8 protein-coding genes are annotated in these 11,921 nt (G+C 64.0%); 3 read left to right on the top strand and 5 right to left on the bottom strand.

Annotated elements, in window-relative coordinates; genetic code table 11:
* Window positions 1-6 precede the first annotated feature (6 nt).
* Together I3J27_RS11520 and I3J27_RS11515 are read right to left on the bottom strand one after the other, a co-directional pair.
* A complete protein-coding gene (locus I3J27_RS11520; protein ID WP_270168967.1) occupies window positions 7-1,251 on the bottom strand; it encodes an efflux RND transporter periplasmic adaptor subunit in 1,245 nt (414 codons plus the stop codon).
* Between the two features lie 144 nt (window positions 1,252-1,395).
* A complete protein-coding gene (locus I3J27_RS11515; protein ID WP_270168965.1) occupies window positions 1,396-2,808 on the bottom strand; it encodes a CoA transferase in 1,413 nt (470 codons plus the stop codon).
* 55 nt (window positions 2,809-2,863) lie between these two features.
* Between I3J27_RS11515 and I3J27_RS11510 the strand changes: the two genes are divergently transcribed.
* Entirely contained in the window at window positions 2,864-3,151 is a 288-nt protein-coding gene (locus I3J27_RS11510) for a hypothetical protein (protein WP_092229821.1), read from the top strand.
* A 187-nt stretch (window positions 3,152-3,338) separates the two neighbouring features.
* Here I3J27_RS11510 and I3J27_RS11505 read toward each other — a convergent pair whose 3' ends face one another.
* The 3 genes from I3J27_RS11505 to I3J27_RS11495 are packed head-to-tail and all read right to left on the bottom strand — an operon-like array spanning window position 3,339 to window position 8,990.
* On the bottom strand, window positions 3,339-6,719 hold the full coding sequence (locus I3J27_RS11505) for an error-prone DNA polymerase (RefSeq protein WP_270168961.1): 3,381 nt from the start codon (window positions 6,717-6,719) through the stop codon (window positions 3,339-3,341).
* Complete coding sequence (locus tag I3J27_RS11500; protein ID WP_270168959.1) at window positions 6,716-8,305, bottom strand: Y-family DNA polymerase; 1,590 nt, start codon at window positions 8,303-8,305, stop codon at window positions 6,716-6,718. The genes I3J27_RS11505 and I3J27_RS11500 overlap by 4 nt, the downstream gene beginning before the upstream one ends.
* Window positions 8,202-8,990, bottom strand: a complete 789-nt coding sequence (locus I3J27_RS11495) for an ImuA family protein (protein WP_270168957.1) — start codon at window positions 8,988-8,990, stop codon at window positions 8,202-8,204. Before I3J27_RS11495 ends, I3J27_RS11500 begins: the two co-directional genes overlap by 104 nt.
* Window positions 8,991-9,153: 163 nt before the next feature.
* Between I3J27_RS11495 and I3J27_RS11490 the strand changes: the two genes are divergently transcribed.
* Both I3J27_RS11490 and I3J27_RS11485 read left to right on the top strand, forming a co-directional pair.
* Window positions 9,154-10,389 carry a putative DNA modification/repair radical SAM protein gene (locus I3J27_RS11490; protein WP_270168954.1) on the top strand — a complete coding sequence of 412 codons (1,236 nt, stop codon included), beginning with the start codon at window positions 9,154-9,156 and terminating at the stop codon, window positions 10,387-10,389.
* Window positions 10,389-11,831: a UdgX family uracil-DNA binding protein gene (locus tag I3J27_RS11485; protein WP_270168952.1), complete on the top strand. Its 1,443-nt coding sequence runs from the start codon at window positions 10,389-10,391 to the stop codon at window positions 11,829-11,831. Before I3J27_RS11490 ends, I3J27_RS11485 begins: the two co-directional genes overlap by 1 nt.
* Window positions 11,832-11,921 lie beyond the last annotated feature (90 nt).

Here is an 11,921-nt window from a genome sequence, read left to right as displayed (position 1 = left end):
CGTCGATCAGCTACCGGACGCCGCGCGGTCGATGAACAAGCTGCCCTTGGTAATGATCTGCTCGCCGGGCTTCAGGTTGTTGGTGACCTCGACGAGATTGCCGTTGATGAGGCCGATCTTGATCTGGCGCAGCTCGACCGACTTGTCCTCGCGCGCGACCCAGATGCGGACCTGGTCGCCTTCGTAGATCAGCGACTGTTTCGGCACCGCAGGCGCGGCACGGTCGCCGGCCGAATAGATCGTGACGTTGGCGAACATCTCGGGCTTGAGCAGTCCGTCCTTGTTGTCGATGGTGGCGCGGACCAGCAGGCGGCGGGTGCTGGGGTCGATCGCGGCGGCGACGTAGTTGATTTTCGCAGTGAGCGGATGGCCCGGCAGCGCCATCACGTTGACGGTGATGTCCTGCCCGATGCAGACCGCGGCCGCGTCGCTCTCGCGCACGAAGGCGGTGAGCCAGACCGTGGAGAGATCGCCGACCACGAAGACCGGATCGCTGGCGCCTGAATTGACGTACTGGCCGGGGCCGATCTTGCGCTGCACGACAGTGCCGGAGATCGGCGAATAGATCGTGACCTCCCGATTGATCGTGCCCTTGTCCTGGAACGCCTTGATGGTGTCGTCGGTGAAGCCGAGAATCCGCAGCTTGTTGCGCGCGGCCTCCAGCGCCGTCGCCGAGGAGCGCATGTCGTTCTGCGCCTGGACCTGGGTCGCTTCCGCCTGCTGATAATCTTTCAGCGGGATGGCATGGCCCTCATAGAGGTCCTTGGCGCGCTTGAACTGGATGTCGGCAAGATCGATCGCCGACTTCGCCTTGTTCTGCGCGGTCATCGCCGCGATGAAATCGTTCTGGGCCTGCACGGTGTCGGCGGCCTCGATCGTGAACAGCGGTTGACCTTGCTTCAGCATCTCGCCCGGCTTGGCGAGCAGCTTGGTCACACGCCCCGCATAGGGCGAGAACACCGGCGTCGAGCGATCCTCGTCGACGGCGACCTTGCCCTCGGTGACGTATTCGGCCCGGAAGGTCTTGGCCTGGACCGGCTGGATCGTCAGCGTCGCCCATTCGGACGGCGTCGGCGTGAAGTTCTGCGCATTCCTGCGCGACTGACTGGAAACCTCGGAGTGCTTCTTTTCCTTAGGGCCCGCATAGAGGAAGCCGTAGGCCCCGGCACCGGCAAGAGCTAGTAAAACTACGGATGAAATCACCCGCCGTTTTGTAAGCATCTGCAATCGTTTGGTATTTTCAACTGCCATGGGGCCCGGTCGTGTCAGCGACGATCTCGGCAGACGCCTGCCTCATCGGTCGCGCTAATAGTGCCGAATTGGGATTTCAAACAACCTAAAAAGTGCGGATCGCTTTCTCTTTGCGTTAAAATTCTGCGACGCGTCAGCTTCACGTCAGCTTTGCTGTGGCCATTGCGGCGGATGACTGCCAAGCGGCATCGCCGGACGGCTCCAGCGGGCCGGCGTTGTCGACAGCAGTGCCGAATGGCGCACCGCTTTCAACGTGCCGAAGCCAGATGGCATGCTCTCGATGAACGCAGCATGTACGGCCTCGCCCGTAATATCCGGGGTGTTCAGGCCGCCGTCGAGCCGGCCGAGATTCCACAGCCAGCGCCCGGTCTGCGCCAGCGACACGCGCACGTGCCAACTGCCGCCTTCGCGGGCCTGGCGCGCCTTGGCCATCATTGCCCCGAACGCCATCAGATAGCCGGTGGCGTGGTCGAGCATCTGCGCCGGCAATTCCTTGGGACCGTCGATGCCGGCGGCCTTCCCTTCCGCATCGTTGAATCCGGTCGTGGTCTGCACCAGTGAATCGAAACCGCGCCGCTCCGCCCAAGGGCCGGCATGGCCATAGGCCGACAGCGTGACGTAGACGATGCCGGGATTGATGTTGGCCGCATTCTCCGGCGAAAAGCCGAGCGCGGCAAGCGCGCGCGGACGATAGCCTTGCGAGAAGATGTCGGCGTCTTTCAACAGTTCGCGCATCTGCGCCCTGCCCGCCTCGCTCTTCAGCTCGAGGAAGGTGGTGAGCTTGCCGCGGCCGGTGTCGATGGTGAGCCAGGGAATGGCGGGCAGCTCCGGTCCTGACACCAGCAGCACATCGGCGCCATGCGCGGCGAGCGTGCGGCCGGCGACAGGGCCTGCGATGACGCGGGAGAGATCCAGCACGCGCAGGCCGGCGAGCGGACGATCGTTGTTCGATGATCCTTGCGGCCACGGCTTCGGCGGGGCGTCGCCGATCTTCTCGACCGAGATCAGCGGGAGTTCGGCGGGCGCACGCGCCTGCGGCAGCGCCGACCATTCGTCATAGCTTCGCATGAGCGCAACGACGCCGCCCGCCGCGTAAGCCGCGGCTTCAAAATCCTCGCCCCTCCATTGCATCAACGCGGCCTGCACCTTCTCGCGCGCCGCCGCGCAGCCGAGCACCTTGCAGACGGCGTCGCGATGATGCGGAAAGTTGGTGTGGCAGCGGACGAAGCGGCCGTCGCCGGTCTTGTAAACGCCGGCAATGGCGTCCCAGGCCGGCGGAGGCGGCTTGTCGTCGACGCGCAGATAGCGCTCGGAGCGGCATTCGGCGACGGCGTGGCGCATGTCGACGGAGACGTCCTGCACCTGCCCGCTGCGCAGCCGCCAGATCTCGGCGGCGGCCAGGCCTGCGGCGGCGATTGTGGTTTGGCCGGCAATGGCGACACGAAACGAGGACGGAATCTGCGGCTCCTCCCCGGTCAGCCGCACGCGTGCGAGCGCGGTCTGATCGCCGCCGGCGGAGGTCCAGATATCGCTGAGAATATCGGCGGGGCTTTGCATGACCCTTCTCTCCCTTTAGTTTTGCGACCATCCCATGAGTACGGAAAGGATTGCAATGGCTGCCATCGATCCCCTCACCGCCGGCGCCGTGTTCGTCGCAACAGCGGCCACCGACGCGGTCTATGTGATGTTCACCTCTGCCGTGGTCGCACGCAAGCGCGTGCCGGCCGCAAGCTGGAGCGCGATCTGGTATCTGCTGTCATCCTATGCCGTGATCAGCTACACCGAAAACGCGTTCTATGTCGCTTTCGCGGCAATCGGCTCCTGGGTCGGCGCCTATGCGTCGCTAACCTTCCTGCACCGTCCGCCCGGCGGCCCGCCGGTGGGGGCTTCGCCGGAGTGAGGGCGAAGTGCTTTCAGTCCTTCGCTGCCAGTCCCATCATCCTGAGGTGCGAGTGGCGCGATGCAAACGCATCGCGCCGGGAGCCTCGAAGGATGCACGGCCTCGATGCAGCCGGGCCGTCGCCCTTCGAGGGCCGCTGAAGAAGCGGCTACCTCAGGGTGACGGTGCGAGAGCGGTGCTGTGTCCCTCAATGGAAATCCCGCGACGGCGGCAGGATGCGGACGTTGCGGGGGTGGCGGATTTTCTGCGCGGGCATGTCCGAGAGCGCGCGAGGGTCGTCGTTGAGGGGCTCGACCACGGTTGCGCCTGACGGCACCGGATGCTTGCGGCTCAGGGCATCGTTGGCAAGGCCGACCAGATCATGCGAGCGGTCGATCATGCGCTGGGCAATGAGATGCGTGACCTTCTCGGGGCTGCTCTGGATATAGCCCTGGACTTCGATGAGGCGCGCGCCCATCACTTCTTTCCGGTACTGCTCCATGATTTTTGGCCAGACCACGACATTGGCGATGCCGGTTTCGTCCTCCAGCGTCATGAACACCACGCCGCTCGCGCTGCCCGGCCGCTGCCGGACCAGCACCACGCCGGCGCAGCGGACGCGGCGCCGCTCATTCTCGTGGCTGATCTCCTTGCAGGCGACGATGCGCTCGCGCGAAAACATCTCGCGCAGGAATTCCATCGGATGCCCCTTCAGCGACAGCCGGATGGTCTGGTAGTCGGCGACGACCTGCTCTGCGCGCGGCATCACCGGCAGCGGCTTCGCATGCTCGTCCGGCTGCTCGCGCGCGGTCGCCGCCTCGAACAGCGGCAGCGGCACGTCGTCGGGCAGCCGCCGCACCTGCCACAGCGCCTCGCGGCGGTCGAGCCCGAGCGAGCGGAACGCATCGGCATCTGCCAGCAGGATCAGCGCGCGTTTGGGCAGCTTCGTGTCACGAGCGAAGTCTTCGAGCGAAGTGAAGGGACCGCTGTTGCGAGCATCGATGATGAGGTCGGCCCAGTCTTTCTGAGCGACGTATATCTTTCCTTGCCGTTTCGCCTGCTCCTCTTTGAGGAACTCCTCATCCGGATCGAGCCAGTGAAAGCCGTCGACCTGGCGGAAGCCGAGGCGCACGGCGCAATATTTCTTGTCGGTATTCTCCAGCGTGTTCTGCGCAAAGCTGTAGGAGACATCGATGTCACGTACCTCGACGCCGTTCTTGCGGGCATCACTGACGATCTGTGCAGGCGCGTAAAAGCCCATCGGCTGCGAGTTAAGAAGGCCGCAGCAGAAGGCGTCCGGGTGATGGTACTTCAGCCATGAGGAGATGTAGACGAGCTGCGCGAAGCTCGCGGCATGACTCTCTGGAAAGCCGTAGGAGCCAAAGCCCTTGATCTGGTCAAAGCAGCTTCGGGCGAAGTTGGCATCGTAGCCGCGCGCGACCATGTTGCCGATCAGCTTCTCCTCGTATTGGCCGATGGTGCCGACATTGCGGAAGGTCGCCATCGAGCGGCGCAGGCCATTGGCCTCCTCGGAGGTGAACTTTGCCGCCTCGATCGCGATGCGCATGGCCTGTTCTTGAAACAGCGGCACGCCCAACGTCTTGTGCAGCACATTGTAAAGCTCAGCCTTGTCGCCGTGGTCCGGCGACGGAGAGGGATAGCTCACCTTCTCCAGGCCGTTCCGCCGCCTCAAATACGGGTGCACCATGTCGCCCTGGATCGGCCCCGGCCGCACGATCGCGACTTCGATCACGAGATCATAGAAGGTCCGCGGTTTCAGCCGCGGCAGCATGTTCATCTGCGCGCGGCTCTCGACCTGGAACACGCCGAGCGACTCGCCGTCACACAGCATGTCGTAGACCTTGGGATCGTCCTGCGGGACGCTTGCCAGAACCCAGCGCTGCCCCTTGTGGTCCGCGATCAGATCAAAGCACTTCCTGATGCAGGTCAGCATGCCCAGCGCCAACACGTCGACTTTCATCATGTTGAGTGCGTCGACGTCGTCCTTGTCCCATTCGATGAAGGTGCGGTCGTCCATCGCGGCATTGCCGATCGGCACATAGGTGTCGAGCCGGTCCTGCGTCAGCACATAGCCGCCGACATGCTGGGAGAGATGGCGCGGGAATTCGATCAGCTCGGTCGCGAGATCGACCGCAAGATTGATCATGGGATTTTTTGGATCGAGCCCGGCCTGCCTGACCTGCATGTCGTTGAGGCCCTTGCCCCAGCTGCCCCACACCGTGTCGGCAAGCGCGGCGGTGACGTCTTCCGTCAGACCCAGCGCCTTGCCGACGTCGCGGATGGCGCTGCGCGGACGATAGTGAATGACGGTGGCGATGATCGCGGCGCGGTGACGGCCGTAGCGGCGATAGACATATTGCATTACCTCCTCGCGCCGCGAGTGCTCGAAATCGACATCGATGTCCGGCGGCTCCAACCGCTCCTTGGAGATGAAGCGCTCGAACAGGAGATCGACCTTGGTCGGATCGACCGAGGTGATGCCGAGCACGTAGCAGACGGCCGAATTCGCCGCCGATCCCCGTCCCTGGCACAGGATGTTCTGGCTGCGTGCGTAGTGGACGATGTCGTGCACGGTGAGGAAATAATGCGCGTATTTCAGCTCGGCGATCAGCGCGAGCTCCTTGTTGAGCGTAGCGCAAAGCTTCTCGTCGATCTTGGTGATGCCGCCGAAATATTTATCGACGCCCGCCCAGGTCAGATCCTCCAGATGCCCCTGCGCGGTTTTGCCCGGCGGCACCGGCTCGTCCGGATACTGGTATTTGAGCTGGTCGAGCGAGAAATCGATCCTGTCCGCAAAGCGCATCGTCTCCGCGATCGCCTCGGGGAAATCCCTGAACAGCCGCGCCATTTCGCGGGGCGACTTCAGAAATCGCTCGGCATTGGCTTCCAGCTTCCGTCCGACCGCCTCGATCGTGGTCTTTTCCCGGATGCAGGTCAGCACGTCCTGAAGCGGACGGCGGCCGGGATGGTGATAGAGCACCTTGTTCGTTGCGAGCAGCGGCACTTTTGCTTTGGCGGCGAGATCGTCGAGCCGCGCCAGGCGGCGGCAGTCGTCGCCGCGATAGATCAGGCTCGCCGCCAGCCACACGCCTTCGGCGCGGCTTGCTTTCAACTGTGAGAGAACATCCAGCGCCTGCGCGGGCTCGAAGCGATGCGGCAGCGTCAGGATCAGGAGCTGGCCCTCGGAAAATTCAAGAAGATCAGAAAAGCTGAGATGGCACTCACCCTTCTCGATCCGCGTGATGTCGTCGCCGCGCTTGCCTCTTGTCAGGAGTTGGCAGAGCCGGCCATAGGCGGCCCGATCACTCGGATAGGCGAAAATATCAGGCGTGCCGTCGCTGAAGACGATGCGCGCACCGATCAAGAGCTTCGGCTTGTGCAGTACCTCTTTATTGTCGAGCTCCTTGTAGGCGCGCACCACGCCGGCCAGCGTGTTGTGATCGGCAATGCCGATCACGGGGATGCCGAGCTTGCTCGCCTGGTGCACATAGGCGCGCGGATCAGATCCCCCGCGGAGGAAGGAGAAGTTCGTGGTGATGCCGAGCTCGGCATAGGCAGGCGTGTTCATGCGAAGAGACCGTGCACATACCAGTTGGGAGGAACGGGCTTGCCGTCGCCGTCGAACACCTCCCCTTCGTAAAGACCGTCGCGAAAGATCCAGAAGCGCAGGCCTTCGGCATCCTCGATGCGGAAGTAATCCCGCGTCAGCTGCTTGCCGTCCTGCCACCATTCCATGGCGATACGCTCGGGCCCTTCCACCCGCACCACCGCATGTTTTGCGCGGCGCCAGGTGAATTGATGCGGCGGACCGTCGGGCACGGTCGCGAACGGGACGGTGACCGGCTCGGGCTTCTCGAACAGCCGCAAGGGACGCAGCGGCGGCTCGCTCTCGGCGCGCGCCGGCCATTCGGCCTGCATGGCGGCTGCGAGATGATGCTGCGCCGGCGCAGCCAGCACCGCGCATTCGGGAATATGGGTATCCTCAGGCAGATGCACGACGACGCGCTTTCCGCCGATGCGCGCGGCGATGCGGTCGATCAGCGCGGCAAGCTCGTCATTGTCGTGGACATGGGCGTCGAGATCGCGCTGCTCCTGCACCACGACCTCCGTGCGGCTTGCCGACAGCCGCACCATATCGAAGCCGAAGCCGGGATCGAGGGGATCGGCGAGCGCGTCGAGGCGCTCGCGGAACAGGCGGTCGATCACGGCGCTTCGCGTCACGGGACGTCCGGTCTCGACCATGATCGCGCGCACCACGCCGTCGGTGCGGAAGAAGGCGGCCTCCAGCCGCCGCGCGCCCTTGCCCTGCTTCTCCATCGACGCGATCAACGTGTCCGCCAGCCGCGACAGCGTCATCGCGATCATTGTGTCGGTCGCGATCGGCTCGGCAAAACGCTTCTCCACGATGTAATCAGGCAGCGGCTTTCGTGGATTGATCGGCGCATCGCCCTGCCCCAGCGCATGCGCGAGCAGCGTGGAGAACCGTGCGCCGAAGCGTGCCGTGATTTCGTGGGCGTTGCGCGATGCGACATCGCCGATGGTTTTCAGGCCGGCGCGGCGCAGACCGGTGGTGATGGCCTCGCCGGCGCCAAGCGCGGACACCGGCAGCCGGTCGATCGCCGCCGCCTCCCCGCCATCGGCAACGATGGTGCCCGTGGCCTGCCGCGTCAGCGTGCGCGCGCAGACCGAAGTGCCGGCGATCGCCGCGCTGACGGCAAATCCCTGTCGGCCGAGCGCCCGGACCAGGGTCTGCAACAGCGCGGCTTCGCCGCCGAACAGATGCGCGCAGCCGGTGATGTCGAGGAACAACCCATGCGGCGGATCGAGCGCCACCAGCGGCGTGAAGCGGTCGCACCAGTCGGCGATGTCGCAAAGCGTCTTGGCATCGGCCACGACATCGGCATCGAACACTTTCAAGTCCGGACACATCGCCCGCGCATTGGCGAGCGGCTGGCCGATATGCAGGCCAAGGCGCTCGGCGGCCTCATCCAGCGCATGGATCACCAGTGCATTGTTGTCCTTGATGACAACAATGTTCGGCTCATTGGCTTTACCCAGCCCGGCGCTGTTGAAGAAACGCTGGATCCGGTCGATGGGCAGGCGCGGCAGCCACAGGCTGAGGATACGTCGACGGTTCACTGAACTGGCACTCATCACATTTCCATTCCATGATCCACCGGCCACATGGGCCATGACGATTGCGCAACAGCTCGGCATCGAAGCGCGGCGCGCCCCAGGCACTCCATGCTGCCCCCGGCGGCGAATGCGCGGCGCGCAGCATCCATCGTGTCTCGGCAGTCGACGGCAGCGGCTGCGCGGCCATTCGCAACAAAAGTCCGGTAACGCCGGACGATTGCGCGGCAAGCGTCAGCTTGCGGCTCGCCACGAGATCGAACTGCCTGGTCTCGCCCCAGAGCTCGAGCACGACCGCGCCCAGCGCATCGCAGGCGAGTGCATCGGCCGAGGTGCGCAGCGCGCTTTCGACATCGGCGGCGCGCACCATCACCACGCGGCGCGGATCGAGGCCGATCTCGGCGAGCCCGCTCATCGACAGCGCGCCGGCTTCAATTTCCGAAAAATCCTGTTGCACCCACAGCAGCGGTTTGCGTGCCGTCACACGGCCCGCAAGTCCGGTGACAAAACCCGTCGCGGCGGTGCCCTGCCGTCCCTCGCAAAACACCTCATGGATTGCCGCGCGCGCGAGCCCGCCCTTCAGCGCGCCATCAACCTCGCTGTGGCCGAGCGCGACGCGATCCTGCTGATGCACGACCTCCGCCGTCTCGATGCGCTCGATCTGGCCGCGCAAGATCGCAAGCGCGCTCATCCGTGCGCCGCTCATGCTCGCCGCTCCTTCAGGGGTGATTGCCGAGGCTCTCAAAAATAAGAACCTGCGGCTGGCTCATTTGTTCATGATATGTTCTAATATAAAGCTAACGGGATCGGGTGAGTCAATCGAATTGGTGCTCATCCGGATTCGTAAGTTGAATCAAAGGGATTCCAGGATGGACGTACAACGCAAGCTGGAAATTCTCGCGGACGCCGCCAAATACGACGCGTCCTGCGCCTCCAGCGGCACCGAGAAGCGGGATTCCAGCGACGGCAAGGGCATGGGCTCGACCGCGCCCGGCATGGGCATCTGCCATTCCTACGCGCCGGACGGACGCTGCATCTCGCTGCTCAAGGTGCTGCTGACCAACGCCTGCAATTACGACTGCCTCTATTGCGTCAACCGCGCCTCCTCCAACGTGCCTCGCGCCCGCTTCACCGTGGACGAGGTGGTCAAGCTCACGCTCGACTTCTACCGGCGCAATTACATCGAGGGACTGTTTCTCTCGTCCGGCATCATTCGCAACCCCGACTACACCATGGAGCAGGTGGTCAGCGTCGCACGCAAGCTGCGCGAGGAGCATCACTTCCGCGGCTACATTCATCTCAAGACCATTCCGGAAGCCGACGACGCGCTGATTGCGGAAGCCGGCAAATATGCCGACCGCCTCTCCATCAACATCGAGATGCCTGAGGAAACGAGCCTGCAGCAATTCGCGCCGGAGAAGGATGTGCGCGCGATCCGCCGCACCATGGGCCGGCTGCGGCTGAAGCTCGACGAGGCCGAGGACAGCCGCAGCGCGAAGACAAAGACAAAACCTCAGCGCTTCGCGCCGGCCGGACAAAGTACGCAGATGATCGTCGGTGCAGATAACGCCTCCGACCACACCATTCTCCACACCAGTGCCAATCTCTATGGCTCGTACAGGCTGAGGCGCGTCTACTATTCCGCGTTCAGCCCGATCCCTGATGCGAGCCGCGCACTGCCTCTGGTACAGCCACCCTTGCTGCGCGAGCACCGGCTCTACCAGGCCGACTGGCTGATGCGGTTCTACGGCTTTGATGTCGGCGAGATCGTCGACGACAGCGCGATGCTGCCGCTCGAGATCGATCCAAAGCTGGCCTGGGCACTGCGCCATCGCGACCGTTTTCCGCTCGACGTCAACCGCGCCAGCCGCGAGGAGCTGTTGCGCGTGCCCGGCTTCGGCACCAAGGCGGTCGAGCGCATCATCGCGACGCGGCGCACCACCACGATCCGCCTCGCCGATCTGGCGCGGCTGCACGTGCCCAAGCACAAGGCGCTGCCGTTCATCGTCCTCAGCGATCACCGGCCCGCGCCGCATCGCCTCGATGCTGTCGGGCTGATCGAGCGGTTCAAGCCGAAGGCAAAGCAACTGGGGCTTGGCTTCTGATGCAGTACATCACCCTCGACACCGAGACCGATTTCGACGCCTGGCGCAAAGCCGCACGCAGCCTCGTGCTTCATCATGTGCAGCCCACCGATGTCACCTGGGCCGTGCAGGGCGGCGAAACCGATCTGTTCGCATCGCCCTCGCCGTCACCGATCCTCGAGGTGAACGATGGCACCTTCAACGTATCGACAAAATTCGTCGAGCTCGCCAAGGCTGCGATCCTGCACCGTGATCCCGAGCGATTTGCGATCCTCTATCGCCTGCTCTGGCGATTGAAAGACAATCACGATCTCATCGAGGTCGCGACCGACCCTGATGTCGCGCAGGTCATTGCGATGGCACGAGCGATCCGTCGCGACGAGCACAAGATGCATGCCTTCGTGCGCTTCCGCGAGATCGGCCGCGAGCGCGCAGCACACTACGTCGCCTGGTTCGAGCCGGAGCATCACATCGTCGAACTCGCCGCACCGTTCTTCGCCAAGCGCTTTGCCGACATGCCCTGGTCGATCCTGACACCCGACCTCTGCGCCCATTGGGACGGCCACGCGCTCTCGTTCACACCGGGCGTCAGCAAGAGCGAGGCACCGGGCGAAGACCGGCTGGAGGAGACATGGCGGCGCTACTACACCAGCATCTTCAATCCGGCGCGCCTGAAGGTGAAGGCGATGCAGGCCGAGATGCCGAAGAAATACTGGAGGAACCTGCCCGAGGCTTCGATCATTAAGCCTTTGATCGAGGATGCCGAGCGCATGACCGGCGCCATGATCGCCAACGCCGCAACCGATCCGCACAAGCCTCAGAAGCGGCCGGAGGCTCCGATGACACGCAAGACCACCGCCGACGATCTCGAAGCGCTTCGCGAGGAAGCCGCGCATTGTCGCGCCTGTCACCTCTACAAGGACGCGACCCAGACCGTGTTCGGCGAAGGCCCGAAGTCCGCCAATATCATGCTGGTCGGCGAGCAGCCCGGCGACAAGGAAGACCTCGCCGGCCATCCCTTCGTCGGCCCCGCCGGCCAGATGCTCGACCGTGCGCTGGCGGAAGCCGGCGTCGACCGCAAGAAGGTCTATGTGACCAACGCGGTGAAGCACTTCAAATTCGTGCCGCGCGGAAAAATCCGTCTGCACCAGAAGCCGAACACGCCGGAGATCCGGGCATGCCGGCAATGGTATGAGCGGGAGCTGGCGGCCGTTCAGCCCGACCTCGTCGTGGCGATGGGCGCTACCGCCGCGCAAAGCGTGTTCGGCAAGATCACCCCCATCGGCAAGACCCGCGGCCGGCTCATCGACCTGCCCGACGGACGCAAGGCGCTCGTGACGGTGCACCCGTCCTATCTGCTGCGGCTGCCTGATCCGGAGGCCAAAGTGTTGGAATATCAGCGTTTTGTCGAAGATTTGAAGATCGCCGCCAGCTTGCAGAGGAAAGCCGCGCGCGCCGCCTAAATACAGGTGGGAAAACGGCTTTCAAGCGCTGGTTGTCATCCAGCCTTCAAATCCATCGCGGACAATAGCCCTTCCAATCAGTTAAGGGGC

Source organism: Bradyrhizobium xenonodulans (assembly GCF_027594865.1).
GTDB lineage: Bacteria > Pseudomonadota > Alphaproteobacteria > Rhizobiales > Xanthobacteraceae > Bradyrhizobium > Bradyrhizobium xenonodulans.
This window is presented reverse-complemented; position numbering and strand designations above follow the sequence as displayed.

Coding starts and splice junctions, on each gene's coding strand:
- I3J27_RS11485 (WP_270168952.1), top strand. CDS start 10,389: ATGCAGTACATCACCCTCGACACCGAGACCGATTTCGACGCCTGGCGC.
- I3J27_RS11515 (WP_270168965.1), bottom strand. CDS start 2,808: ATGCAAAGCCCCGCCGATATTCTCAGCGATATCTGGACCTCCGCCGGC.
- I3J27_RS11505 (WP_270168961.1), bottom strand. CDS start 6,719: ATGAACACGCCTGCCTATGCCGAGCTCGGCATCACCACGAACTTCTCC.
- I3J27_RS11510 (WP_092229821.1), top strand. CDS start 2,864: ATGGCTGCCATCGATCCCCTCACCGCCGGCGCCGTGTTCGTCGCAACA.
- I3J27_RS11490 (WP_270168954.1), top strand. CDS start 9,154: ATGGACGTACAACGCAAGCTGGAAATTCTCGCGGACGCCGCCAAATAC.
- I3J27_RS11520 (WP_270168967.1), bottom strand. CDS start 1,251: ATGGCAGTTGAAAATACCAAACGATTGCAGATGCTTACAAAACGGCGG.
- I3J27_RS11500 (WP_270168959.1), bottom strand. CDS start 8,305: ATGAGTGCCAGTTCAGTGAACCGTCGACGTATCCTCAGCCTGTGGCTG.
- I3J27_RS11495 (WP_270168957.1), bottom strand. CDS start 8,990: ATGAGCGGCGCACGGATGAGCGCGCTTGCGATCTTGCGCGGCCAGATC.